Origin of the sequence: Candidatus Kaelpia aquatica (assembly GCA_030765335.1) — a bacterium.
Classification (GTDB): Bacteria; Omnitrophota; Gorgyraeia; order Kaelpiales; family Kaelpiaceae; genus Kaelpia; species Kaelpia aquatica.
Genome location: JAVCCU010000008.1, coordinates 14850 through 40480 on the forward strand (window position 1 = coordinate 14850; position 25631 = coordinate 40480).

General features: G+C 37.0%; 24 protein-coding genes and 3 tRNA genes. 3 read left to right on the forward strand and 24 right to left on the reverse strand.

Annotated elements, in window-relative coordinates; genetic code table 11:
* Position 1 precedes the first annotated feature (1 nt).
* Entirely contained in the window at positions 2-964 is a 963-nt protein-coding gene (locus P9X27_00975) for an NGG1p interacting factor NIF3 (GenBank protein MDP8252961.1), read from the reverse strand.
* 1 nt (position 965) lies between these two features.
* A complete protein-coding gene (locus tag P9X27_00980) occupies positions 966-1508 on the reverse strand; it encodes a CvpA family protein (protein ID MDP8252962.1) in 543 nt (180 codons plus the stop codon).
* Positions 1509-1576: 68 nt separating this feature from the next.
* On the opposite strand from P9X27_00980, the gene P9X27_00985 reads away from it, so the two are divergent.
* From P9X27_00985 to P9X27_00995, 3 genes are read left to right on the forward strand one after another with little or no spacing between them, the layout of a single operon-like run.
* On the forward strand, positions 1577-2302 hold the full coding sequence (locus P9X27_00985) for a ComF family protein (GenBank protein ID MDP8252963.1): 726 nt from the start codon (positions 1577-1579) through the stop codon (positions 2300-2302).
* 10 nt (positions 2303-2312) lie between these two features.
* Complete coding sequence (locus tag P9X27_00990; protein ID MDP8252964.1) at positions 2313-3410, forward strand: LptF/LptG family permease; 1098 nt, start codon at positions 2313-2315, stop codon at positions 3408-3410.
* Positions 3407-4489, forward strand: coding sequence for an LptF/LptG family permease (locus tag P9X27_00995; protein ID MDP8252965.1), 1083 nt, complete (start codon positions 3407-3409; stop codon positions 4487-4489). Before P9X27_00990 ends, P9X27_00995 begins: the two co-directional genes overlap by 4 nt.
* A 6-nt stretch (positions 4490-4495) precedes the next feature.
* On the opposite strand, the gene P9X27_01000 is transcribed toward P9X27_00995, so the two are convergent.
* The 22 genes from P9X27_01000 to P9X27_01105 all read right to left on the reverse strand — a co-directional run bounded on the left by P9X27_01000 (position 4496) and on the right by P9X27_01105 (position 25576).
* Positions 4496-5464: an ATP-dependent 6-phosphofructokinase gene (locus P9X27_01000; protein ID MDP8252966.1), complete on the reverse strand. Its 969-nt coding sequence runs from the start codon at positions 5462-5464 to the stop codon at positions 4496-4498.
* Between the two features lie 7 nt (positions 5465-5471).
* Entirely contained in the window at positions 5472-6737 is a 1266-nt protein-coding gene (gene ahcY, locus P9X27_01005; GenBank protein ID MDP8252967.1) for an adenosylhomocysteinase, read from the reverse strand.
* Between the two features lie 12 nt (positions 6738-6749).
* Entirely contained in the window at positions 6750-7901 is a 1152-nt protein-coding gene (metK, locus tag P9X27_01010; GenBank protein MDP8252968.1) for a methionine adenosyltransferase, read from the reverse strand.
* On the reverse strand, positions 7901-8653 hold the full coding sequence (locus P9X27_01015) for a sugar phosphate nucleotidyltransferase (protein ID MDP8252969.1): 753 nt from the start codon (positions 8651-8653) through the stop codon (positions 7901-7903). The genes metK and P9X27_01015 overlap by 1 nt, the downstream gene beginning before the upstream one ends.
* The gene (gene ptsP, locus P9X27_01020) at positions 8653-10422 is read right to left on the reverse strand and encodes a phosphoenolpyruvate--protein phosphotransferase (GenBank protein ID MDP8252970.1); all 1770 of its coding nucleotides are present in this window, start codon (positions 10420-10422) and stop codon (positions 8653-8655) included. Before ptsP ends, P9X27_01015 begins: the two co-directional genes overlap by 1 nt.
* Positions 10415-10678: an HPr family phosphocarrier protein gene (locus tag P9X27_01025; protein MDP8252971.1), complete on the reverse strand. Its 264-nt coding sequence runs from the start codon at positions 10676-10678 to the stop codon at positions 10415-10417. The genes ptsP and P9X27_01025 overlap by 8 nt, the downstream gene beginning before the upstream one ends.
* A complete protein-coding gene (locus tag P9X27_01030) occupies positions 10675-12630 on the reverse strand; it encodes a DUF1926 domain-containing protein (protein ID MDP8252972.1) in 1956 nt (651 codons plus the stop codon). Before P9X27_01030 ends, P9X27_01025 begins: the two co-directional genes overlap by 4 nt.
* Positions 12621-13865 (reverse strand): YvcK family protein, encoded by a 1245-nt coding sequence (locus P9X27_01035; GenBank protein ID MDP8252973.1) that lies wholly within the window; start codon positions 13863-13865, stop codon positions 12621-12623. Before P9X27_01035 ends, P9X27_01030 begins: the two co-directional genes overlap by 10 nt.
* Before the next feature lie 22 nt (positions 13866-13887).
* Positions 13888-14358 (reverse strand): PTS sugar transporter subunit IIA, encoded by a 471-nt coding sequence (locus P9X27_01040; GenBank protein ID MDP8252974.1) that lies wholly within the window; start codon positions 14356-14358, stop codon positions 13888-13890.
* 51 nt (positions 14359-14409) lie between these two features.
* Positions 14410-14484, reverse strand: a tRNA-Gly gene (locus tag P9X27_01045).
* 72 nt (positions 14485-14556) lie between these two features.
* Positions 14557-14637 (reverse strand) — tRNA-Leu (locus P9X27_01050).
* 24 nt (positions 14638-14661) lie between these two features.
* Positions 14662-14734: transfer RNA gene (locus P9X27_01055), tRNA-Lys, on the reverse strand.
* Between the two features lie 318 nt (positions 14735-15052).
* On the reverse strand, positions 15053-16642 hold the full coding sequence (locus P9X27_01060) for a hypothetical protein (GenBank protein ID MDP8252975.1): 1590 nt from the start codon (positions 16640-16642) through the stop codon (positions 15053-15055).
* The gene (locus tag P9X27_01065) at positions 16623-17615 is read right to left on the reverse strand and encodes a radical SAM protein (GenBank protein ID MDP8252976.1); all 993 of its coding nucleotides are present in this window, start codon (positions 17613-17615) and stop codon (positions 16623-16625) included. Before P9X27_01065 ends, P9X27_01060 begins: the two co-directional genes overlap by 20 nt.
* Positions 17615-18604: a radical SAM protein gene (locus tag P9X27_01070; GenBank protein MDP8252977.1), complete on the reverse strand. Its 990-nt coding sequence runs from the start codon at positions 18602-18604 to the stop codon at positions 17615-17617. Before P9X27_01070 ends, P9X27_01065 begins: the two co-directional genes overlap by 1 nt.
* 76 nt (positions 18605-18680) lie before the next feature.
* Positions 18681-20084 (reverse strand): glycosyltransferase family 39 protein, encoded by a 1404-nt coding sequence (locus P9X27_01075; protein ID MDP8252978.1) that lies wholly within the window; start codon positions 20082-20084, stop codon positions 18681-18683.
* A 12-nt stretch (positions 20085-20096) separates the two neighbouring features.
* Positions 20097-21536 carry a radical SAM protein gene (locus tag P9X27_01080; GenBank protein MDP8252979.1) on the reverse strand — a complete coding sequence of 480 codons (1440 nt, stop codon included), beginning with the start codon at positions 21534-21536 and terminating at the stop codon, positions 20097-20099.
* Positions 21537-21538: 2 nt separating this feature from the next.
* The gene (locus P9X27_01085; protein MDP8252980.1) at positions 21539-21739 is read right to left on the reverse strand and encodes a hypothetical protein; all 201 of its coding nucleotides are present in this window, start codon (positions 21737-21739) and stop codon (positions 21539-21541) included.
* A 275-nt stretch (positions 21740-22014) separates the two neighbouring features.
* Positions 22015-23511, reverse strand: coding sequence for a [FeFe] hydrogenase H-cluster radical SAM maturase HydG (gene hydG / locus P9X27_01090; protein ID MDP8252981.1), 1497 nt, complete (start codon positions 23509-23511; stop codon positions 22015-22017).
* Complete coding sequence (hydF, locus tag P9X27_01095) at positions 23498-24760, reverse strand: [FeFe] hydrogenase H-cluster maturation GTPase HydF (protein MDP8252982.1); 1263 nt, start codon at positions 24758-24760, stop codon at positions 23498-23500. Before hydF ends, hydG begins: the two co-directional genes overlap by 14 nt.
* A complete protein-coding gene (locus tag P9X27_01100) occupies positions 24757-25014 on the reverse strand; it encodes an iron-only hydrogenase system regulator (protein ID MDP8252983.1) in 258 nt (85 codons plus the stop codon). Before P9X27_01100 ends, hydF begins: the two co-directional genes overlap by 4 nt.
* A 313-nt stretch (positions 25015-25327) precedes the next feature.
* On the reverse strand, positions 25328-25576 hold the full coding sequence (locus P9X27_01105; protein ID MDP8252984.1) for a hypothetical protein: 249 nt from the start codon (positions 25574-25576) through the stop codon (positions 25328-25330).
* Positions 25577-25631: the final 55 nt, after the last annotated feature.

Genomic DNA, 25631 nt, shown 5'->3' on the forward strand with positions numbered 1-25631 from the left:
ACTACTTTTTCAACCTCCTGATTCTTTTAAATCCAGAGCACTCTATAAAGTTAAGCTTCTGCTTCTGCTCAACTTTATCAAAAAGAAGATTTAAACCCAGATTATCTGATGATATATGTCCTGCTATTATTGCGTTTAGATGCGCCTCTTTTACTTTTTTGAGATGCTCCTCAGATAGATGCATGCATATTATTGTTGAGACACCACTGGCTGCAATCTTGCTGAAAACATCTTTTGATGTCTCTGTACCGCCTGTCATATCGACAAGTATCTTAGCAGCCTTGTTCTTCTTACTCCCAGCTACTATCCTAGGGCCTGCATTAATAGAGGCTGCATCCTGATACTCTTTAATTGTAAGAAGAATATCGATAGTATCACCTAAACTTTCGGGTTTCTTTTTATTTAAAAGAGCTCCCAAGTAAGAATTGACACAATTATCTGCGGCTGTATGAATACTCATAAAAGGAATATTTAAAAGCTGTGCAAAAGCTACGCTTCTCATATGGTTAGCAGGCAAGAGCCGCCTAGATACCTCTGCAGCCCTATCAGCTATTAAAGATTCGGCTATACTAGTTGCTACTCCAAGACTCGATAAAATATCAGAGTGTACGCTCATAACATCGGCTAAGTTAGCGAGCCCAATACCTTCAGGATGATGAGATATAGCCAGATCTATCTTCTTGCCTTTCTCTCTCAATCTATCTGCCAAAAGAATTTCAGGACCCTCTACATCTATGCCTATTAAAACATTTTTAACCTCGGTTTCAAGATCGCCAAATAGTATTCTGGTATCACTAAAAGGGCTTCTTAACTTCTCAAGATCAAAATAGTCTTGCTCTTTCTTATCTATGCTCTGATACTCTTTTTCTCTCTCTTTGAGTATCTTAGTTACTTCAGATTTTCCCCGAGGGTCATTATCAATACCGATACGTATAACCTCTTCATAGAGCTTCTTCAACTTCATATCAAACACCTCCAGGTGTAATTAGTTGTAAAACTTTTGCAATAACACCATAGACTGCATTGGGTATAGGCAATATAAATTTATAAGTCACGCTATCGGCAACCCATCTCCTAAAACCCCATAAGTTCAAATAGTAGAATGCTCTGGTAAATACACCCGTCCAAAGCAATCCAGATAAAAGCCCGATAAGGCCGGCTACTATCTCGGTGATACCCAAATTCGGCCTGATATCGAAAAATTTATCTATAAATATACCTAGCAATCTAAACACCAAAACCACTACTACTACAGTAGCAACCATTCCCAGGCCATGCACTATATTAGTGTTAAATCTCTGGGCCAAATACTCATAAAAATTGCCCAATCTATAAAACATAAAGACCCCAACCCCAACTGATAAAAAGGCAAAGAGTGCTGGGAGTATACCCTTCTTCCTGCCTCTTATATATCCAATACCGCAGGCTATTCCTGCTATTAGATCTATAAATCCGAATTCCAGTTTTTTATTCCTCCTATTACCTTCTTTATAAAGTGTACCACACAATTAGACCTTGTCAAACTAGCTCAATATTTATTTTAATATATAACAAAAAATCATGTATACTTTATACTATGCATACTTTATTAAGCAATGCTTTTAAAGCCTTGGAAGAAATAATTCAACCTAGATATTGTATCTTTTGTATGAACAAAATTCCAGTAAAAGAGGTTCACTTTATATGTCAAGATTGTAAATCCAAAATCAAAAAGAACCCGCCTCCTTTCTGCAATAGATGCGGCAAGCATACATATAGCAAACTATGCAGAGAATGCCTGCCTAAAGACACCGGAGATCACTTGAAGGCCTACTACCTATTTCAGTATAAAGGCCTCATCCAGGATGGTCTACAGAAATTTAAATATAGGAGAGCACTAAGCCTGCTAAGCTATCTCTCTGAAGAGCTTGATCTCTTTTTAAAAGAAGAGATCTTGTCTTTTGAGAAAATAGATTTCATAAGCTACGTACCGCTGCATCGCAGGAAGTTAAAAGAACGGGAATTCAACCAAGCAGAAATTTTAGCAAAGGCAATATCAAAGAGAGTAAATATACCCCTCCTTAAAAAATTACTACTTAGAAAAATATACACCCCTCCACAAAGCAATCTATCTAAAGAAGAACGCAGAATAAATATAGAGAGTGCTTTTAAAGTAAACTTGAAGTATAAGAATACAATTAGGAACTCAAAAATTTTGCTAATCGATGATATAATTACAACTGGCTCAACTGCCGCCGAATGCATTAAAGAACTAGAGAGACTGGGTTCTAAAACAATAATCTTGGCAGCAGCAGGAGGATAGAGAGAAATATATGAGACTTATTAGAAACTACTTTTTAAGAGACTGGATAAACTCTTTCTTAATATCTCTAGGAATATTTACCCTGGTATTTTCAATAGGTAATTTGGTCAAACTTGTCGATCTAATAGTTAATAAAGGTGTAGACCCAAGAAGCATCCTCCAGCTGTTCCTTATGATGATCCCCTTTAGCCTGGTCTATACTCTTCCAATATCAACCCTCATAGCGACACTACTAATATTCGGAAGGGCAGCTGCAGATAACGAGATAGTGACATTGAAAGCAAGCGGAATATCGGCTAAAAAGATATCGGTACCATTTATTATTCTAGGAGTAGTCTTCTCTCTTGTATCTTTCACATTCATGGATAAACTCCTGCCTTTTACTCACTATAAGTCCCGGGAGATTGTATTCAATATTGGCAAAAAAAATCCTACCGCATACCTTGAGCCAGGCACTTTCATCAAAAGCTTTAAGAATCATATCATATTTTTCTACGACTTAAAGAAGAACGAGCTTAAAAATATAAGAATATACGTCAACGAAGAAGATAGACCTTTAAGAACTATAATAGCTCAGAAAGCAAAGATAACCGATATAGACGACAACGGCCTGACTTTAAGACTATATAATGGCAGCAGCGATGAAGTTGATCCCAAAAGACCGGAGGAGTTCTATAAGTTGAACTTCAAAGAGTATATAATCCATTTAGATTTAGGAAAAGCAAACAGAGAGGGCACTATCGATAAGAAACCTGAGGAATATACGATCAGAGAATTGAAGAACAATATCAGCAAGCTAACAGATGAAGGAGTAGATACGCTGCCGCTAAGTTCAGAATTATATAAAAGATATGCTCAGCCTTTTACCTGTCTGGCCTTCATATTAATAGGGCTGCCGCTCGGGATAAGAACCAATAGAAGAGAGAAGTCGGTGGGATTTGGAATAGGATTGATGATAATAATGCTCTACTATGTGCTATTTGTGGCATCAGAGACTCTAATATTAAACGGAACTATACCTGCTGAGATAGGGCACTGGATACCAACAGCGCTAATATTTATAGCCGGATTGATATTATACATCAATCTTGATGAGGTGAGAGGTTGAGAAAGATAGAACAATACATCTTTCAAAAGATCATAGCACCTTTTATATTCTGCTTCATACTAATATCCTCGATATATATAATAGTAGATCTCTCAACAAATTTAGAACATATCATAAGGAATCAAGTCCAGATTGATATAGTAGTTTTCTACTACCTTTACTCTTTGCCCAGAATAATATTTGAGATAACACCTATCTGCCTTTTGGTGGCAGCCATATATTCGCTGACAAAGATGAACAGAGCAAATGAAATAACAGCAATGAGAGCTGCAGGCATCAATTTCTTTACTATCCTAAAACCCTATTTTACAATTGCCATAATACTGGTCGTATTAATGTTCTTAAACCATGAAAAGATAATTCCCCACTCATATAAGAAATTAAAAGATATAGGCTACATCTTGGAGGGAAAGAAAAAACAGATGCTGCATAAAAATATCACATTCTATGCCGAGGGAAACAGAATAGTATTTGCCAAAGAGTTCTACCCCGACGACAAACTCTTAAACGACGTTGTGATCCTAGAGCAGAATCTGGACAAGAGAGTGCTATATAAGATAACTGCAGAGAGCGCGCATTATAGAGACGGAAACTGGAGTCTTTACAATACAACAATATTTAAACTCAACCCTCAAGGTACAGGAGTAGAAGAAGCTATAACACTGACAAAGAAAGATTACGACTTAAAAGAAAACCCCGAAGAGATCCTGATGACAGATATGGAGTTAACATATCAACCCTTTAGGAGTTTGCTTAAAAAAATCTCTACATTTAAAGGAATATCGCGAGAGATCATAAAGAGACTTAGAGTCGAGCTCTACCATAAATTATCGTTTCCCTTTACCAATATAATACTGCTTCTCTTTGGATTATTTGTAGGCCTCAATTCTAGGCAGGCCAGCATGATGAAAGGATTAGGAATAGCACTACTTATCGGTTTTATCTATTATAGCTTAGATGCATTCGCATATTCTCTTGGCAAGATCGGACTCTTGCCTCCCCCCATAGCAGGGTTCTTTGCAAATATATTCTTTTTGACTATAGGGGGGTATCTATTAATAAAAACGATACGCTCTTAAGATAGATTAGGTCAATATATGAATCAGCTCTTGAAGATATCTGAAGTCTTCTGATTTTTTAGATATAGCTTCTTTAAGCGGATAACTTATAGCTTTGTCATCCACCCATCCAATAGCTGAAGAGCTCTCTCCTCTTAAGAGTGCAGTCACAGCTTCTTTACCCATGAGAGCCCCCAAGAACCTGTCAAAGGCTGATGGTGCTCCACCTCTTTGAGTATGACCTATAACAGTTATTCTAATATCAGATATCACAGAAGAGAGTTTCTTGGCTAAATCATCAACACTCCCTGCACCTTCAGCAACAATAACAATCCAGCTTTTCTTACCTTTCTCCCTTCCCTCTCTTATCTTCTCTGCTAAATCATCTTCTACATCTGCTCCAGGTATTATTATATCTTCAGCACCTCCAGCCAAAGCAGAATAAACCGCAATGGAACCAGAGTCTCTTCCCATAACCTCAATAAGGAATATCCTGTCCATACTTGTTGCAGTATCTTTAATCTTATCTATCGCATCCATAGCAGTATTTAAAGCCGTATCAAAACCAAGTGTTCTCTGAGTGCCTTTAATATCATTATCTATTGTCCCTGGAATACCTACGACCGGAAGGTTAAACTCCTGATTCAAGCATAGAAGACCCTTAAAAGACCCATTTCCTCCTATTGATACAAGCGCATCAACGCCTTCCTGAGTTAGATTATTATAAACCTTAGCTCTATTGACTTTATCCAGGAACTCTTTTGAGCGCGCTGTCTTTAGAATAGTCCCTCCGCGGGATATTATATTGCTTACATCCCGAGGCCCTAGTATTCTAAAATCTCTCTCTATCAAACCTTTATAGCCATAACCAACACCAACGACGCTAATATTCTTAAAACTAGCAAACCGCACTACGCTCCTAATGGCACAGTTCATGCCTGGAGCATCTCCCCCTGATGTCAGTACAGCTATTTTTTTAATAACATTATTTGCCATATTATTTTCAAGTTCCCTCTTCCCAAGAAGATATATATTTTCTCTGCTCCTTGGTCAACTCATCAATATCGACACCCATAGAATCGAGCTTCATCCGGGCAATATATTCATCTATATCATTAGGCACCTTATAGACCTTCTTTAGGAGAGCAGTATGGTTCTCTTTTAAATATTCACAGCTCAATGCCTGATTGGCAAAACTTAGATCCATTACTTCAGCTGGATGGCCCTCAGCGCAGGCTAGATTGACAAGTCTTCCCTCACCGAGAAGATAGACCCTCTTTCCTTCGACAATATATTCATCTACCAGAGGCTTAACCTCTCTCTTTGAAGAGGATATCGCTTGAAGACTCTTAATATCTATTTCAACATCAAAATGGCCAGAGTTACAGACTATGGCCTTATCTTTCATCAGCAGAAAATGATCTCTATTAATAACATTTATATCTCCAGTCAAAGTTATGAAGATATCTCCTATCTCAGCAGCCTCATTCATAGGCATAACTCTAAACCCGTCCATAACGGCCTCAAGAGCCTTGAAGTGGTCAACCTCTGTAACGATAACATTTCCGCCTAAACCGCTTACTCTCTTAGCGGCCCCCTTGCCGCACCAACCATAACCGGCTATAACCACATTATTGCCTGCAATAAGCTTATTGGTCGCTCTTATAATGCCATCCAGTGTTGACTGCCCAGTACCGTACCTATTATCAAAGAGATGTTTTGTCCAGGCATCATTTACAGCAATTACCGGATAGAGCAGCTTTCCTTCAGCTGCTAGAGCCTTTAACCTTATAACTCCGGTCGTAGTCTCTTCGGTACTACCCCAAGGCAGCTCTATGCTCTCATCTCCTTCGGCCTTTTTATGTATCGTAGACACAAGATCAGCTCCATCATCCAAAGTTATTACAGGATTATTAGCCAAAACAGCCTCAATATGGCTATAATAAGTCTCATTATCTTCTCCGTTAACAGCAAAGACCTCTATGCCGTAATCTGCCACCAATGAAGCTGCAGTATCATCCTGAGTAGAGAGCGGGTTGGATGCACAGAGGAGCACTCTAGCGCCTGCCTCTTTTAACGTTATTGCCAATACGGCCGTCTCTGTAGTTACATGCAAGCAGCAACCTATATTTAATCCCTCTAAAGGCTTCTCTTTAGAAAACCTGTTTCTTATCTTTTCCAATACAGGCATTCTGTTTGATGCCCACTCAATTCTCTTCTTGCCTCCAGCTGCAAGTGATATATTTTTTATCAAAGAATCTGTTTTCATTAATACTCCTCCTTAAAGTTTCAAAGCTTTCCTTAATTCGCCCACTCTATCCAAGACCTCCCAGCTAAAACCATCTTCTTCTCTGCCAAAATGACCATAGTATGCAGTCTTTTTATATATAGGATTTTTAAGTTTCAAGAGCTCAATAATACCGCGGGGTGTCAAATTAAAGCTCTTTCTTACAGCTTTAACAATATTGGCTTCAGATATAACAGCGGTATCATAGCTATCTATCATAACCGAGACCGGCTCAGCTACACCGATAGCATAGGCAAGCTGAACTTCACATCTCCTTGCAGCTCCAGATGCTACAATATTCTTAGCTATATAGCGGGCCATATATGCTGCAGAACGGTCTACTTTAGACGGATCTTTTCCTGAAAAGGCTCCTCCACCATGACGCCCTATACCACCGTAAGTATCAACCATTATCTTGCGCCCTGTTAAACCTGTATCTCCCTGAGGGCCACCGACAACGAACCTGCCTGTAGGATTAACTAAATATTTGGTATCCTTATCTATATACTTAGCAGGCAATACAGGTTTTATAACTCTCTTTATTATATCCGCTCTTAACTCTTCCATCTTAACAGCAGGGTCATGCTGAGCAGCTATAATTACACAACTTATCCTCTTAGGTTTATTATTATGATACTCTATGGAGACCTGGCTCTTTCCATCCGGCCTTAAATATTTTAACTTTTTCTCTTCACGTACATCTGTCAGCTTTCTAACAAGGCTATGCGAAAGCATAATAGGCAGAGGCATAAGCTCAGGGGTTTCATCAACAGCATAGCCATACATCATACCCTGATCACCAGCCCCTCCTATATCTACTCCTAAAGCAATATCTTTAGACTGTTCCTGAATTGCTGTTACAACAGCACAGTTCTGACAGCAGAAACCATAATCCAACTTGGTATAACCTGCTTCTCCGATCGTATCTCTTGCAATCTTTGCAACTTCTACATATGCATCCGTACTTATCTCCCCAGCTACAAAAGCCATTCCTGTAGTCAGGAGAGTCTCACAAGCCACTCTAGAGTCGGGATCCTTATCTATTAAAGCATCTAGGACAGCATCTGATATTGTATCTGCTATTTTATCTGGGTGGCCCTTTGTTACTGATTCAGACGTAATAAGATATTTTCTCATCTTAGCCATTAGAAATTCCTCCTTTCATTAACAACATTTATTGCTTTTTTATAACATTCTATACTTCCGCCAATGTCGGCCCAACTACCGCTTCTCTGAATGAAACCATAGAGAGACCCTCTCTCTGCTAAGTAGCGGAAATATCCTCCTAAAGCATCTTTAGAACCGTCTCTTTCACAAAACTCATTGACCATGCTTAGTTTATTCTTAGGCAGATAGTAAACTCCAAATGCTATCAGCGAGCTGAAGGGAACTTTAGGCTTCTCTTGAAACCTTAGAACTTTACTATCCTTATCTAAAGAGAGCACGCCGTACTTAGACGCCTCCTCTCTATCTTTAAGCCTATAGAGAAGCAGCCAGTTTTGATCTTTTCTCTTTTTAACAGAGGAAAGAAAACCTTCTAATTTAAAAGAGAATACCATATCAGAAACCAAAAGCAAAACATCATCTTTTATTTTTTCACTTTTCAGTATAAATTCAAGGTTTCCAACTGCACCAAGTTTATCTCTCTGTGTTCTAGTGCCGTCTGATCTTATGACTATAGGAACAGAAGTATGGTAATTTTCGACCCAATTGATAAGATTACTATAGTACTTATCATTGGTTATTATATTTATCTTTTTTAAATCTAGAGGCTTTAGTTTCTTTAAAATATACTCTATGACTGGTAAGCCATTTATCGGAAAGAGCGCCTTGGGTATCTTCTTCGTTAAAGGATAGAGCCTCTTGCCAACCCCTGCTGCTAAAATCACTGCCTCCATTAGACCCCTACCAACTCTCCGTAATCTTTACCCAGCAATGCTTTTAATTCTGCTTTCAGGAAGTCTTTTATCGCTTTGGCAGAATCCATCTTCATAACCTCTGCTGCAATCTTCTCTGCCTGGGCTATTTCAACAATAGAGACAATGAGCTTAAGCTCAGGTATTATCAAAGGACTAACACTAAATTCACGTAATCCTAGCCCAAGAAGGAGAGGGAAAAAATAATTAACCCCAGCCATCTCTCCGCACATACCGACAGGAATATGATACTCTCTACTATCTTTTATAATCCGGTCTATTAATCTTAAGACCCCGGGGTGAGCAGGTTCATAGAGATAGGAAATCTTCTCATTTATGCGGTCAACTGCAATAGAATACTGTATAAGATCATTAGTCCCGATGCTGAAGAAATCAACCCTGTTTTTAAGATGGTCACAGACCATAGCTGCTGAAGGTGTTTCAAGCATAGCTCCTATCTTTAGATCTTTATTATAGGGGATCTCTTCTCTATCTAAATCCCGCATAACCTCAACTATAATCTTTCTGGCTTCATCCACCTCTTCAATCCCTGATATCATAGGAAGCATTATCTGAAGATCGCCATGGACCGAGGCTCTCAACATAGCTCTAAGCTGAGTCTTAAATATGCTGGGCCTGGCCAGACAGAACCTTATCGCCCGCCAACCAAGAAAAGGATTCAGCTCATAAGATATATCCATCTGGGATATAAACTTATCCCCGCCAAGATCTACCGTCCTTATAGTAACTGTATCTGGAACCATCTGAAGAACAACCATCTTGTAGGCCTGGTACTGCTCATCTTCGGTTGGAAGGTTTTCGCGATTTAAATAGAGGTACTCTGTTCTATAAAGCCCGATGCCATCAGCCCCATGGTCTTGAACCGACTTAACCTCCGGGGGAAACTCTATGTTGGCCATTATCTTAATGGCTACACCGTCTTTGGTCTTACTCTCATTATCTTTAAACTCCATAATGCGAACCAATTTAGCCTCTACCTTGTTCTTCTTCTCCTGGTATAACCTCAAAGTAGCATGGGAAGGATTGACGATCAGCTCCCCGCTGCTGCCATCTACAATAACAATGTCTCCCGCCTCTATCTTGGAGGTAGCATTCTCTGCACCTACAATAGCCGGGATCTCAAACGACTTAGCCATTATTGCAGCATGGGTAGTCGGACCTCCGCTCTCTGTAACAAGACCTAAGACAAACTCTCTGTTTAAAACAGCTGTATCTGAGGGAGAGAGATCGTGAGCAATCAATATAGTCTTCTCTTTAAACTCTTTAGCGGCCAACATATCTTTGCCTATTAGATTTTTCAAAACCCTCTTGCCAAAATCACTGATATCTTGGGCTCTCTCTTTAAGATAGGGATCGTCAAGCTTTGCAAGAGCCTTCTTATATTTTTTAAGTACATCAAAAAATACATATTCAACGCCGCAAAGCTCCTTTCTCAGCCTCTCTATAATCTCCTCCAGCAAAACCCTGTCTTCTAATAGCATGAGCTGAACATCAAAGATATTAGCGTACTTAGAGCCCATCTCCTTAGCCATGCTGTTCTGTATCTTGACTATCTCTTTCTTTGTCTTAAGAAGAGCGTTTTCCAGGCTCTTTATCTCCTCGCTCAAATCAGACTCTTTAATGCTCCTATGTTCTACCTGCAGTAAGTCATTTGATATAACATGAGCCTTGGCTATACCTATGCCCGGTGAGACTGGAACCCCTTTAAGTTTTATCTCTTTATCAAACATCTTCTTTTAATATTATTCTCTCCAATAAATCCATAGCTTCTTCTGCATCTTCACCTTCAACTTCAATAATAATTTCATCCTTACATTCTACACCCAGAGTTAAGATATTTAAAATAGATTTCCCATCTACGACTAAATCTCCTTTTGTAACTGTAACTTTTGACATAAATTTATTCGCCGTCTCAACAAGCATTGCAGCAGGCCTTGCATGTAAGCCTTGCTCAGAAACCAATCTCAGCCTCTTTACAATTTTCATAGCTCACCTACGCCTAATTTAAAATTAAAATCCAGAGACTCTTTTTTAAGCGGCCAGATAAAATGCATAGATAGCCCCTGATAGGACTTCTCTAAGCCAAGCTCAGAATCAGAGATAGTATAAATAGGATATAAAAGGATGGTTGTCTCTTTCGAGAACTTAAACGAATACTTTAACTTAAACCAGCTATCCTCTAATACTAATTCCCGAGCCTTTAAAAACCCTTCCTTTTTTAATGCCTCTTCTGAATATAAGAGCAAATTGAACTCAGAAGAGAACACTGAACCGCTATCCAAGCTATGTTTTATGTTATATGAAAAATTAAGAAAATTCTGACTTAACTTAAGACTCTTTACTAAAGATAAACCTTTAGCATCTATAGAAGCCGCTACGCCCCCCTTATCGACTTTACATATATAAGGTTTCTCATAGAGGCTTAAAATATCTCTTACTCTATTTCTTGAAAAATCTTTCTCATTTAAATCAGACTCTGAGTAAATATGATCTATCCAGGCAGATTTTCTATAATAATCATATACCAGCTCGCCTTGAAGACATTGAATTGCTGCTGATGTTCGATTATGAATACTAGGAGGGTTTGCTGAAGCTATAAGCTCGCTGTTAACCTCGTTCTCCTGAAGTATCTTTTTATGATAAGACTCTGCTCTTCTTGTAAGAGTATTTAAAATATTCATATTTTTAGGCTTATAGTCTATCTCAGTGATGGTGCCTCCAGAACATGGACAGATATAAAGGTTGTAGACTTTATCTTTAAATATAATCTCTTCATTTCCATCCAAATCAATATCCTTCTGCACAACCAACGGAAATTTAACTTTAGTTACAGCATCCAAATCATTCTCAGCATCTATAAGATATCTATAAGCAAGATATCTTAAATGAGTGAGGTAGAGCCCGCCAAAGACCCCGTGCCAATAGACATCGTTGTTTTGGGCCTTATAGAGCTTCTCTCTTATGTGAGGATAGACTCTCTTTGAATCTTCTTCTAGCTTTTCTAGCTTCAAACTGATATCAAACACTCTTTTCTGGAGGTGGTTACTCTCAGGATATTTAATCAAAAAATTCCTAAACATACCTCCTGACCAGTCCATCATCTCTGAATAACTTGCAGATGGTAAATATATTCTGCCTGAAGACGAGTGAGAATCTAAGATATCACTAAAATGAGCTGTTTTAAGCCAATCGCTATTTTGAGATAAGAGAGTAAAAAACTTACTCAACCATTGTTCTTTGTAAACCCAGTCGTATGTATCCGGCCAAAATCCGAATTTTTCTAAATCATCCCCAAAAGATATCGCCTTTATTCCTTGTTCTTTTTTTGATCTTAAATAATCTATTGAATCAACTGGAGGCTTAAACGGCATTGAATATCTTAAGAATTTAGAGCTTGGGAAGAGGGCTAAGTCACAGTTCTTATCTTCGGTAATATAATAACCTCCTAAACTCTCCTGATCCAATCCAGCTCTTTTAAAATGTTCATCATCAACAATAATAAAATCAACTCCAGAGGTCTTTATCGATTTGACTAAATCCGGCTCCCAGACTCTCTCAGTAAGCCAAAGCCCTCTAGGTTTAACCTTAAATATCTCGCTTATCCTAGAGAGATATAACTCTATCTGGTTCTTCTTGTCCCGATCAGAAAGAAGTACCAATATAGGCTCGTAATAGCCGGCTGAGAGAAGCTCCAGCTGCCCTTTCTTGACTAAACTTTTTATAAGATTTAAAAATTCCACCTGATTCTTTAAGGTCCAATCCAAGAGACTGCCGCTTATATGGAACGATATTTTTATCTCCGGAAACTGAGATAGTGTATTAAAAAAAGGAATGTATGAACTCTCAAAAGCCTGATGAAAAACATTATCAAAATTATCGACCGGCTGGTGAGCATGAACAGCAATCAAGAAATTGATACTATCTTTATTTAAATCCATTTCCCTCTACTTTTATTAAGACCAAGCATCTCTAGTACTAGTTCAGAAAGCTTATTTGAATCATGTCTAACAACGTCTCCTAAATCAGATAGATCTCTGACAATAGCTTTAGGTCCTAGCTTCTCTACTTCGATAATATCAGTCTCTACGGGAGAGCTGTCCTCTTTCTGATAATTTTGAAGTATCTCACTGGGAATAAAGGATGAGTTAAGCACTGCATATTGGATCAAATCCGAAGAAGTATGCTCAAAGATAGCCTTAATATGATCTGAAGCTGTATAATTATCGGTCTCACCAAGTTGAGTCATAATATTGGCCACATATATCTTAATAGCAGGGGAATTTAAAATGGCCTCCACCATGCCAGGCACAAGAAGATTAGGTATAACACTTGTGTAAAGACTGCCGGGGCCTAAAATAATAACATCTGCATTCTCAATCGCCTCCATAGCTTCATAAGTCAACTTACATTGAGGGGGATGAAGCCTCACTCTTCTAATCTTCAGCTTTGCCTCTGGAATCTTAGACTCACCTACTGTCTCCTTACCGTTCTCATGTTCTGCAATTAATTTTATCTTATCTACTGTCGCTGGAATAACGCGGCCTTTTATAGCTAAAACCTTACTCGACTCTTTTATTGCCTTTTCAAAATCTCCTGTTATCTGAGAGAGCGCAGTAATAAATAGATTGCCAAAATTATGGTCTTTTAATTCACCTTCGGCTTTAAAGCGGTATTGAAACAACTCTCTCATTAAAGGCGGGGCATCAGCTAAAGCAACAAGACAGTTCCTTATATCTCCAGGAGGAAGAATATCAAATTCTTTCCGCAGCCTACCTGAAGAGCCCCCATCATCAGCTACGGTAACAATGGCAGTAGTATTAGCAGTGATATTTTTTAAACCTTGAAGTAAAGTCGAAAGACCTGTGCCTCCTCCAATAGCCACGATATTAGGACCCTTCTCCAGTTTTTTCTTTTCCAGAAACAACTCTAATAACTCTTTGGAGCGTTCAGGATAGAGAGCGTTCATAACTGTAGCGATAAGCTCTTTGATGCCGACTATAATGGCTAAGGCCCCTAAAAGAAGACCTGATATAGCATAGAAGCTGCCGTTATAACTTTCAGCCTTTACAAGACTTGCTGAGCTTAACGATATAAAAATTATTCCTATGGCTGAGAGGAGTATCCATCTTTTAATACCAATACCAGGATATAACCAACGTAGTCTTTTTCTCATTCTTATAACCCTGATCTTATATCTAACCTAATTCCTCTTCTTCCCTTTTAAGGATAGCGAGAAGGTTTTTAGGGTTTTTACACTGGATAAGACTCGCACGAAAAAACTTGGCTCTGACTAAACGCGATATCTTTGCCAAAGCCTTAAGGTGTTCGCCTGTTGCATCTTTAGGCGCAAGAATCATAAAGAATATATTTGCCGGCTCACCATCTAAAGAATCAAAATCTACGCCCTTTTGGGATATTCCGCAGCAAGCTGTTATCTTTTTTATACAACTATCTTTGGCATGAGGAATACCTACCCCTTGACCTATCCCGGTTGAGCCAAGGCTTTCTCTAGCTTTGAGAGCTTTCCTTACTTTAGACTTATTCTTTTTATCTAATTTTTTGGCTGCTATTAATACTTCCAACAACTCATCTATAACTGCATCTTTATCTTCCGCCTTAAGATTCAGTTTTATTGTTCCGGCACTTAAAAGACTCGATATATCCATTACCACCACCTTTCTTGTTAAAAGTCAAAATGCCAGATTCTGATCTTTACATGGAGCGGGAGACGGGATTTGAACCCGCGACCCCAACCTTGGCAAGGTTGTGCTCTACCGCTGAGCTACTCCCGCATAAAAAACCAATCTCCAGCTGTTATTTAAAGCAGCCAAAATAGCAAATCATTATACCAAGCCATTGACAAATGGGCAAGGCGGGACTTGAACCCGCACCCCTCTCAGGACAGGATTCTAAGTCCTGCGCGTCTGCCATTCCGCCACCTGCCCATAGCTATCGTCTTAAATAATATCTGGGCCGTGCAGGAATCGAACCTGCAACCTTGGGCTTAAGAGGCCCCTGCTCTGCCGATTGAGCCAACGGCCCAACAATAAGTTAAATGCTTTAAAATTGTAGCAAAATTTAAGCTCAAGGTCAATCTATAGAAAAGATGAGTAGTATCAATATATGCAATATTCGCCTTAAAAATAGATTGCAATAACATGCTTTGGTTAAACAAAAACGGCTATAATCAAGATTATGCCTTTTTATTAAATAGGCATTCTGAAATTAAATTATAGAAATAAATTCCCTGCCTTGCTAGACTTTTCATGTCAACGATAGACCGAACCTTATATATAGTATAAATATTAATCTATAGATTACTGCGTTTAATCGCAACAGAGTCATTCAAGATACTCTCTTTTAAGAGTCGTTGTTTACTAGAAGACTGACATCTATAAATCTTGATTTATCACTATCGAAATAGAACATATATCTTCTCCAAAAAGAAGGAAATCTTGAATCTATACCAAGTATAATCTCATCATCAGGATAGAAAAAAGCTACGCCTTTAAAAGCTATCTCTTTCAATTCTTTTTTAGAAAATTCTACATTTTTTGGTTGTTTAATATAGGCAACGAACTCCTCTATTCTCTCGAGTGGAATGATTTTTTCAGAATCAAATTCGATATTGATAAATATTGGCAATTGACACCAACTATCATATCTTGAAGTTTTTTTAATATATAAGAATAAATATGCACACGAACCTGGAAAAGCAGCAAATTGGTTTATATTATAGGGATGATTAACAACATACACTACTGTTCGGGGATTACTAATTACTATAGTTTCTAGAGAATCAACCATGCTTTTCACGGTTTTTGAAACCTCTATAAAATCTCTCCCTCGTTTTATTCTGGATTTAAAAGAGAGAATGAGAAACATTGCGGCCAACAGGCAGAAAAGTGCTTTTTTAAACTTCAAAACTTTACCTATATCAGTAAAAAACAAACTCCAGAGAAATCCCACCCCTATCAAAGGAATGTACAAGTATTTTTCACGTATTATTGGATCCGGATAATACAGTGCAGGCAAAAGAGTGATTCCAATCCAGAGTAAAGAAAATCGATAATGCTTATCTTTGATAATATAAACAAGGAAGAAATACCCTAATACAATTAACCACATCAAAAATACATCGTGATGTCGCATCATTAAAAACTCTACTCCTTTCCCCTGAAACTGAAAGGGAATAAAAAGCAACTTTAGTCCAATACTTAAAAGAGGTAATCTTAAAAAATTTTCAGCTATTAATACACTCAGCCTTTCGTTTTCTAAGGCAAGAGAATTGCTGCATAAAACAAGTCTAATTATTAAGAATGTAGACATAATTAAAAAGAACGGCAAAGATAGAATAAGCTTCTTTCTTAAGATCCTTTGATCGTAAAAAAGGAGAAGAATAAGAATTAAAAGCGGCAAAACAACGGATGTCTCACGAGCAAAGAAAGCAATAATTGTCAAGAATACTGCCCAAATAAGACAAGCTTTATTTTTCTTCTCGATATAATTTAAAATTAAAATTAAACAGCAAAGCATGAAAAACACGGCCATTATTTCATCTATTCGTCTAATAGTAAAGACAACGTTGGTATTCATATAATGAAGTCCGAAGATAGCTGCACAGAGGAATGAAATTAATCTATTTTTTGTAAGCTTATAAATAAATATCATGACAAGAATACATACAATCAAATGCAAGAAGTGATTAATTAAATGGTAATAAAAATATGGTAATTCTAATTTTTTAAATGCTGTTAAAAAATAAAATTGCAGCAACGGTCGATAGAATAATACTTCTTCTAGGTTCAGTGTTTCTACATGAACCTTATTCAGCCATTGAAAATCTTCACCAGTAAAAAAAGTTTTGTTCGGTGAAGTAAAGAAAATGGCGATATTTAAAATCAATAATAAACCTAGAAACAACCAGAATTTAGAGTTTGAAGGATTCATATCCAGATTGCAACCTTAAGTTCCAAGCCAAGTTAGCTTCAATGCGATTACTACACCCACAACTGCACTGAAAATCCAAATTTATATCGTTAATCTTTTTCTTAATCTTTTCTGTTTCTAATTTGGTTAGATCGATGGTGTGTTCTTGCAACTCCTGCTGTATGCAAGGGTACATTTTACCATTGGGGTCAATACGAAAGAAGATTTTCCCAAAAGCACAATCCATAGGTTTTAAATCAGGCCAATCTAGAAGGTATTTAAGTCCACTGAAAGAGTTGCTGATATTATTGCGATATTTAAAATCCATTTTATAACGGATGATTCTCTTCACTGCTTCAACAAACACATCTTTCTGCGCTAATAAAGGATTGTGTTCCTTGGTTTTTAGAAAATAGAAGTTAATTGGTTGAAACGCTACTGAGGTATGAAATTGATTTGCCAATAATATTAAATCTTCAATATAATCAGAATTGAGTTTATTTAGAGTGGCAGAGAATCTAACCTTTAAATTATTGGATTGAGCAGCTTTTACCGCCAAGATTATACTTTGAAAAGAATCTTTTTGTCGGATTAAATCATGTATCTCCTCGGAACCTTCAATACTTAAAATAAGCATGTCCAACTGTTTTAGTTTTTGAATATTTTGAGACACTAGAGAGCCATTGGAGTTTAGACATACAAAAATACCCTTCTCTTTGGCATAATTAATAAGTTGGTAAATATTGTCTTTTACTAAAGGCTCTCCTCCAGTAAAATTTATCCTTTGCAGCCCTAACTGTCTTAGCTTATCTATTATTTCTAAAGCCTTCGAAGTTGAGACTTCGTCTGTTTTAAGATTCCAATCCTTACAATATTTACATTTATAGTTGCAACGGTATGTAACCGCCCAGCTTAAGGCTATTGGGGTTCTGATTTTAAACAACTTTGCTTTTGCAAAACAACTTGCTATTGAAAGTTGAGATTTTAATTTCATTATTTAATAACTTTCTGAATCGTCTTTAAAATAAGCCATTTATGTCTTAGCAAAAACGATAGCTCTAATGATCCACAAAATCCACACCCATTACATACGACAGGCGGTAGAAGCTTAAAAGCTTCTTTAAAAGAAGTATTCGCTATGTTAGGAAGATTCTCATTATAGCTAATCCTATCGCAAGGTAAAACAGTGCCATCGGAATCGATAATGCAAAATAAATGTCCTGCTGCACATTTTAATTGCTCATAATTTGGCCAACGATAAATATGATCGAGCATAGCTATGGAATTTCTGATATGCTTAGAGCTGCATCCATATTTTAATGAAATCAGTCTTTTAATTTTATCATGATAAACATTTTTTTCAGGATAAATATTTTTTAAATCCAGGGCATGTTTTACATTAAGTTTCAGGGGTTGAAAAGCAACAAAGGTATTTAAGCTTCTGGCAAGATCAACTAAGTACTCTAAATGCTCGATATTATATTTTGTAATTGTGCATGCAAAACTGATTTTAATTCCGTTTTTTTGAGCAATTCGAACAGATTTCATTAATTGATCAAACAAACCCTTTTTCTGACGCACAGAATCGTGAATCTCTTTAGGGCCATCTAAGCTCAGTTTTAATAAATCCAGGTTTTTTATCTCAGAGACTCTTTCTGGAACCAAATATCCGTTTGAATTCATGCTTACCGAAATACCTAAGTCTTTAGCTTGATCAATTATCAGCTTAATATCATCTCTAAGTAAAGGTTCTCCTCCGCTCAGCGAAATCCTTTTCGTCCCCGCATCCTTTAATTCTTTGAGCAAAGCCAATACTACTTCGGTTTTAAGATCTGGCTTGGGATTTTTCCAAAGATTACAGTATCTACATCTTAAATTACATCTATCAGTTAGTTGTAGTCGTACCGCAAGCGCTATTTTGCCACCTGAAACAGAAGCTCTTAATGATCGAGTAAGGGAATTAATTTTAGTTAAAAATTTCACTCTTATTATTTTAACTTGGTAGATATTTTTTAAAAAGCCTATTCTTTCTTATCAATCCTTTTTATAAAACAACATTCTATTGGTGCTCTATCAAAAGCGGTGTGACATCAATTATTTCTCCATCTTGATAAAGCAAAAATATATTTTTGTCATAAATCATTTCTTTGCTAAACTTAAAGAGTTTGCAATTAAGACCTTCTCTCTTAAAACAAATATTACTCCTTTCTTTTAATTCTTTATCTTTTAAGTAAAAATAGTCTAAATTGCGCATCCCAGTAGGTGCAAATGCCTCAACACGATTAATCCAATATGGAAAATTAACGTGGTAGACAGCAGATGTTTTCGGATAGCTAAGTAAAATTTTCTTTTCTTTCTCTAATAATCGATGTACTAATTTAGTGCTGATATGATGGTCGATATATCTGCGGCAAAAAGAACCATAGAGAGAGCAGCAGAGAATAATAATAATCAAAACTCTTAACCAATTGGATTTAATTATCTGATAAATAAGTAATGAAATAAACACACTTGTTGGAACTAAGGGCAGATAAAGGTATTTTTCCAGAATTATATCCGGTCTTGCAAAAAGAGAGGGCAATATTGATAAAGACAACCACGCTAATGTAAATTTAAAATCTTTATTCACTACATAGCGTAGGAAACAGAGCAGACAAAACAATATCACTAGCGATAGCAATATTGAATGTTTATAGATAGATCCAAAAAATACTGTTTCTCCCTGAAAATCAAAGGGGATAAAAAGCATTTCAAGAGTTGTTGTAAATTTCACAACTAACCATTTTATATTTATCAATGTTCCTTTAATATCATCCAAGTAGGCACTTGTGTTCGGAAAAACAAGCAATATTACCGCTAAATGAACAGCTACAATTGCAAAAAAAGGGTAACAGTATTTAATAAAATTGACTTTTTTGTAAATCCAGGCATAGCATAGTAAAATCAATGGCAAGCAGTAGATAGATTCTTTGCTGCTGATTCCAAGCACAAAGAAAAATATTCCTAAAAGATAGAACTTTATTTTTTTATACTCAAAAAATTCTACCAAGCAAAAGAAACAAAGCATGAAGAATAACAGAGAGAGCTTTACTGCAAAATGAACAATGGTTAAATTGACAGCGGTATTGATGTAGTGAATTGAAAAAATAAAACTTGCAACAAAAGCAATATTTTTATTATTTAAAATCCGCTTAAGTAAATAAAAAATTAGGATAGCAATTAAGGTATGTAGAGAAAAGCCCACCAGATAATAAGGAAGAGGATTGAGTTGAAAAAACGGCAACAAGATATGAAAAAATAATTGCGTAAATGGTTTCTCAAACCAGTGCCAGGATTGAGCAAATGGCCAGAGCCATTCAATGTCATGACCGCTTAGCTGCAACGGATAAAGCTTGTATAAGACTACTAAAGGAACGTTTATTAAAATAATTAACAGTGCAGGGTAAAACAATTTTTTACTCATCAAGTCTTTTATTTAACCATGCATTTTTATTTTATTTACTTTGCATGTTTCAAGATAAGACAATAATACTTTAGAACCAACTTTTAAATACCTCATAAATTCTGCAAAAGATTTTACATTTTTTATCCTGTTGCATATTTGTCGAGGGCGAAAGTAAAAAAGGATGTAGGCTTTTTTAATATACTTTTCTAGATCAACCTCTGAAATATTGCACCATAGATTAGGTAAACGTTGTTCCGAAACAACACCTTTAATATAAAGTTGCCAGAAGTCATAGCCAGTTATTTTTTTAAACTCTTCATGTAGTTTAGAACCCGGCTTTGCAATCATGCGACATATCTGGACATAATCCAAGTTTAGTTCCAAGGCAAACCTGGTTGTATCTCTGATAGTTTCAATTGTTTCTCCGGGATTACCGAATATAAAAAAACCTAGAGGTTTTATTTTGTATTTATTTAGCAATTTTATACATCGCCTAACTTCTTCGGGTTCAATCTCCTTATTTATTGACTTAAGTATGCCCAAGCTCTTGCTTTCAATGCCAACAAATATTTTCTTACAACCTGCTTTTGAGGCTATCTTTATTATTTCCTCATCAAGCAGATCAACTCGAGACCTTGCAGACCATTCAATTTTCAAGTTCCTCTTTATTATCCCATCGCAAATTTGATAAGCACGATTTCTATCTAAAAAGAAAACGGCATCAAAAAAGTCTATTTCACGAATTTTGAATTTTTTGTAACAGAGCTCTATTTCATCTACGACATTGATAGGTGATCTATTGCGATAAGGGACGTTTGCTATCGCGCAGAATTTACAATTATAAGGACACCCTGTACTTGTAAGCATAATTGTAAAATTTTTTCTCTGAGATACAAAGGAATGATAAAGGTGATTAGGTAAAAGCTCGCGAGCTGGATAGGGATATTGGTCTAAATTTGCGAGTTCTGTTCTTGGTGGCTGAATTATAATTTCTTCATTATCTCGATAAGCAATACCCTCTATCTCGGATAAAGGGGTTTTATTCTCCAAAGATGAAAGCAATTTGGGCAAAACATCTATCGCTTCTCCGATTACAGCATAGTCTATCTCTGGATAAAACATTGTCTCGTATGGATAGAGATCTAGATTTATACCTCCCACAAGAACCGGTAAATTGAGATTGTTTTTAAAGAATTGTATCCACTCTAAGTTGGTATGAAAATGGTAACTGTCGAGTCTAAAGGCCAAAATGTCGGGAGCAAATATTTTTATCAGTTTTAAAGTTTCTTTCTTGCTTAGTTTTAATGCATTGGCATCTATAATTTTGGCTCTATGCCCTGCTCTTTGAGCAATTGCAGCTACCCATGCTAATATTATCGGCGGGGGAAGAATAAACTCTTCATCTACAACAGATATATTTTCAGAAAAAAGTTTATGCTTAAAAGGAGGGAAAATAAAACATATCTTCATTTTTAAAATGCTTTCAGACTATCTATCTTATTATTAAGTATCCCAATTGTAGCTTCTAATGCTGCGGATGATTGCTGTACTTTTATTTTATGTATAATTTTTGTATTTTCATATAAACCAGTTGCTATAATTAGCGCTACCCAAAGAAAAAGTAAAAATAATTGCCATTTTTTTATCGAATTATTATTAGTCTTAAATTGCATCTTCACCATCATCTTACGAGATGTTCTATTTGTCAAGCAAGAGCATGGCAAACAACTATCTAAAAAAGATTAGACCTCCGGCTTTCTAATTAATATATCTATTGCTATGTATCCTGCAATTTAGGCTGCACTCTTTGGGTGTAAAACCAACCAAGTTGTCTTTGGAATAATAGAGATCGTCTCCTGACAAATAAGGCTGGAGGAATCCTAATATCCCTACAAACTAAACCGAAAAAGGAAATATTCTTTTAAATTCAATACTGAGATCTTTAAATTTAAAAATAGATATCTCTCTGACCATCTCTTATTTTTTCATAATAACATATAAAATCATCATAGACTTTGGGCATCTGAGCCTTGACCTCTTCGATCTCTTTTTCAATAACTGGTAGTGCTGTTTTTTTTGTTTCGACAGAGGCAAAATCATCCAGCCACTCCCTAAAAGTCAAAACTGCATTAAGCTTGCAGAACTTTCCCTCTTGGCCTGATCTTAGGAGCTGCATAATGTTTTTTCCTGTCCGTCCGCAGCGATAACCGGCAGTACAGAAAGATGTGATATATCCCATCTGAGCAAACTCTCTTATCACCTCATCTAAAGACCTAGTATCTCCAAGATAGAACTGCTGCCTGCTGCCTTCCTGCTCTGCATAGCAATCGCTATAAGCACCTATTCCTATGCGAGTTGAGGCATCGGTCTGAGTAATGCCAAGCCTTAAAGCATCACGTCTCATTTGAGCACTCTCCCGGGCTGTTATAATCATACCTGTATAAGGCACAGCGAGACGGATAACGATAATCAGCTTCTTGAAATCCCGATCTGAGACCTTATAGTTTGAACTCTCAATAAAAGGAGTATCTTTGGCCGGCTCAAGCCGTGGAAATGATATCGTATGAGCTCCTATGCCAAATTTGCTCTCTAAATCCAAAGTGTGAGAAAGAAGGCCCAGAACCTCAAACTTCCAATCATAGAGTCCGAATAATACTCCCAAGCCGACATCATCAATCCCTGCTTCCATCGCTCGGTGCAAACAATACAGCCTCCAAGAATAATCACCTTTGATAGTACCTTCGGGGTGAACCTTACTATAAGTAGGGTGGTGGTAGGTCTCCTGAAAAACCTGATAGGTTCCAATGCCAACATCATGGAGCTTCTTTAAATCAGAGGTTGAAAGAGGAGCCGCATTAACATTGACACGCCGTATGGATCCATATCCATGTTTAGTTTTAGCCTTAATACTATAGATCGCAGCTATGCTCTCTTCCATGTAGTCTATATCAGTCTTGGGGTGCTCTCCATAGACAGCTATCAGTCTCTTATGACCAATCTCACCCGCTAAAACCTCTGTCTCTTTGATAACCTCTTCTTTGGTTAAAACTCTACGCTTAGCAAAATTATTGGATTTACGAAACCCGCAGTAGAGGCAGTCATTCACGCATAAGTTAGACATATAGAGTGGTGCAAAAGTGACGATTCTATTATCATAGACTCTCTTTTTTACTTTTAAAGCAGCGTCCTCCATCATGGCCCAAATATCTTCATCCTCTACATTTAAAAGGTAGGCAGTCTGATCTAAAGATAGGGTCTTAATCTCAAGAGACTCTGCAATAATATCCTCTATGATCTTTTTATCAGCATTTTTATTTTCAGTTATCTTATTCTCAATAAATTCATCATCTATAAAATCCTTGTTGTCTTTTAAAAACTTAGTTACCTCATCTCTCTTAATTTTATTATCTATCCAACTCTTGGTGTCATCACTATGCACTCTCATTTCTAGCCTCCTCTCTATACTTCTTAAACAACTCTTTTGCTTCAGGTATGGGCGAAAGAATCCGCTCTAATACGCCTTTTAAATAAGATATAACAATACCATAATTAGTAATGGCTACCTTTTTTTCAATTGCCGCTTGAATGCGGCTAAGCATCTCATGCCGCGTTATCATACAACCGCCACAATGGATAATAAGCTTATAGTCACAGAGATTATCAGGGTAGTCTCTGCCGGCAGTACTATTCCACTTAAGATCAAAACCTAGATAATTTTTTAGCCAGCAAGGCAGTTTTACTCTTCCAATATCATCTTCTATTGGATGATGAGAACATGCTTCAGCTATCAACACCTTGTCTTCCGGCCCTATCTTATCCACCATAAAGACACCTTTAATCTCCTCTGCTATATCCCCCTTATAGCGCGCAAAGAGAGTAGAAAAAGTCGTAGCATTGATATCTGGCGGAGTATTTTCAATCATAAAATCTACAACCTGAGAGTCACAGACAACTATATCCGGCTTTCTCTTGAGGCTATTCAAAACTTGCTTGTATTCACTCTCTTTAACAACCACAACCGCCTGATCTCCGTCTAGAGCATCCCTTATTGTTTGAACCTGAGGCAATATAATTCTTCCCTTAGGAGCCTCTAGGTCAATGGGGATTATCAAAACTGCAATTCCACCCTTAGGCATTAGATCGCTTATTATAGGCGATGGGTTGCGAAAATCTTCCGGAGATAACTCTAATATTTTTTCCTTAAAGAGATTGACATAACTATCACGGCTCTTTAAATCTGTGCTGACAATAAGCTGATACTCTTCACGTTTGGCCGCTATTAAATTTAGAAACTTCTCTGTTGGAGGTTTGATATCTATTTTATTTACAACTATGATAACAGGCCTGGATCTCTTTTTAGCCTCTTTGATTATTCTCTGCTCATAATCGCTCCAAATATCAGCCTCTACCAGTAGAACTATTATCTCTGAGCGATCAAATATCTTCTCTGTCTTCTTCACTCTCTTCTCGCCCAAAGAAGAGCTGTCATCTAAACCTGCTGTATCCAAAAATACAACTGGGCCAACAGGAAGAAGCTCCATGGTTTTCTCAACAACATCAGTCGTTGTTCCAGGGAGATCAGATGTTATAGATACATCCTGGCCGCTAACCATATTTAGAAAACTTGATTTTCCAACATTCATACGGCCAAATATTCCGATCTGAAGTCTTAGAGATTTAGGTGTAGTCTTCATGTGCTCTTTTCTTTGCTTAGGGCAGACTTGACAGAGACCCCTTCTATTTTGCCAAGCTTTCCCGTTATAGCGCCAAATTCATCAGTGGTGGCATCTACAATAAGTGTTATAACAGAGCATCTCTTCTCTTTATAGGGCAACCCTATGCGCCCAACAATAGCCTCGGCAAATTCAGATAGCACCTGGTTGACAGATTGAGCCTGCACTTCTCTATCCTCTAAAATAATCCCTACAAATCCAAGCCTTTTATCCATCTCAACCTCCTTATAAAAAAATAACCGGTCTAGAATAAGGCCGGGATAAAATACTACTATTATTATCCTTGGCCTTAGACTATCTCCTTAACCTCAGAGAGAACAAAAATTAAACTATATTCTCAGCAACTACTCTTAAAAGAACTTTTGGTTCAAGAGGTTTCTCTAAGACCTCCCTAGCTGACAAACTTTATTATACACTGCTTTATTACACCTATTTAATATAACTAATAGGAGTAAATATAACATAACGTAGAGAAGTGCGGCAAGTAAAATTGTAGGTTTTCACATAAAAAGATAGAATTTAAAAGGACTACTTAAGAGGAAATATAAGAGCTAATGAAAACTGAGGATCGAGAGCCTCAAACTTCATTCCTTTTCTTATTGCTTCCAGCTTATCATTTAAGGCTTTTGTCTTCAACCAGCGTGAAAAGGCATCAAGGAAGGCATCTTCTGCCTCGTGGGCAAGGATATCTCGTTCATATTCCTGAAAATCTTCAAAAAACTCTTCGAACTTGCTGTTTGAGTTTTCGTTGCCCGATAATGTCTTTTTGTCTTTCATTTTCATATCCTCACTCTTCTAATATAATTATAACATAAAAAATACTTTTGTCAAG

Excerpts from the sequence above, each read along its gene's own strand:
- P9X27_00975 (MDP8252961.1), bottom strand. The coding sequence starts at position 964 with ATGAAGTTGAAGAAGCTCTATGAAGAGGTTATACGTATCGGTATTGAT.
- P9X27_00985 (MDP8252963.1), top strand. The coding sequence starts at position 1,577 with ATGCATACTTTATTAAGCAATGCTTTTAAAGCCTTGGAAGAAATAATT.
- P9X27_00990 (MDP8252964.1), top strand. The coding sequence starts at position 2,313 with ATGAGACTTATTAGAAACTACTTTTTAAGAGACTGGATAAACTCTTTC.
- P9X27_01000 (MDP8252966.1), bottom strand. The coding sequence starts at position 5,464 with ATGGCAAATAATGTTATTAAAAAAATAGCTGTACTGACATCAGGGGGA.
- ahcY (MDP8252967.1), bottom strand. The coding sequence starts at position 6,737 with ATGAAAACAGATTCTTTGATAAAAAATATATCACTTGCAGCTGGAGGC.
- metK (MDP8252968.1), bottom strand. The coding sequence starts at position 7,901 with ATGGCTAAGATGAGAAAATATCTTATTACGTCTGAATCAGTAACAAAG.
- P9X27_01015 (MDP8252969.1), bottom strand. The coding sequence starts at position 8,653 with ATGGAGGCAGTGATTTTAGCAGCAGGGGTTGGCAAGAGGCTCTATCCT.
- ptsP (MDP8252970.1), bottom strand. The coding sequence starts at position 10,422 with ATGTTTGATAAAGAGATAAAACTTAAAGGGGTTCCAGTCTCACCGGGC.
- P9X27_01025 (MDP8252971.1), bottom strand. The coding sequence starts at position 10,678 with ATGAAAATTGTAAAGAGGCTGAGATTGGTTTCTGAGCAAGGCTTACAT.
- P9X27_01030 (MDP8252972.1), bottom strand. The coding sequence starts at position 12,630 with ATGGATTTAAATAAAGATAGTATCAATTTCTTGATTGCTGTTCATGCT.
- P9X27_01035 (MDP8252973.1), bottom strand. The coding sequence starts at position 13,865 with ATGAGAAAAAGACTACGTTGGTTATATCCTGGTATTGGTATTAAAAGA.
- P9X27_01040 (MDP8252974.1), bottom strand. The coding sequence starts at position 14,358 with ATGGATATATCGAGTCTTTTAAGTGCCGGAACAATAAAACTGAATCTT.
- P9X27_01060 (MDP8252975.1), bottom strand. The coding sequence starts at position 16,642 with ATGAATCCTTCAAACTCTAAATTCTGGTTGTTTCTAGGTTTATTATTG.
- P9X27_01065 (MDP8252976.1), bottom strand. The coding sequence starts at position 17,615 with ATGAAATTAAAATCTCAACTTTCAATAGCAAGTTGTTTTGCAAAAGCA.
- P9X27_01075 (MDP8252978.1), bottom strand. The coding sequence starts at position 20,084 with ATGAGTAAAAAATTGTTTTACCCTGCACTGTTAATTATTTTAATAAAC.
- P9X27_01080 (MDP8252979.1), bottom strand. The coding sequence starts at position 21,536 with ATGAAGATATGTTTTATTTTCCCTCCTTTTAAGCATAAACTTTTTTCT.
- P9X27_01085 (MDP8252980.1), bottom strand. The coding sequence starts at position 21,739 with ATGCAATTTAAGACTAATAATAATTCGATAAAAAAATGGCAATTATTT.
- hydG (MDP8252981.1), bottom strand. The coding sequence starts at position 23,511 with ATGAGAGTGCATAGTGATGACACCAAGAGTTGGATAGATAATAAAATT.
- hydF (MDP8252982.1), bottom strand. The coding sequence starts at position 24,760 with ATGAAGACTACACCTAAATCTCTAAGACTTCAGATCGGAATATTTGGC.
- P9X27_01100 (MDP8252983.1), bottom strand. The coding sequence starts at position 25,014 with ATGGATAAAAGGCTTGGATTTGTAGGGATTATTTTAGAGGATAGAGAA.
- P9X27_01105 (MDP8252984.1), bottom strand. The coding sequence starts at position 25,576 with ATGAAAGACAAAAAGACATTATCGGGCAACGAAAACTCAAACAGCAAG.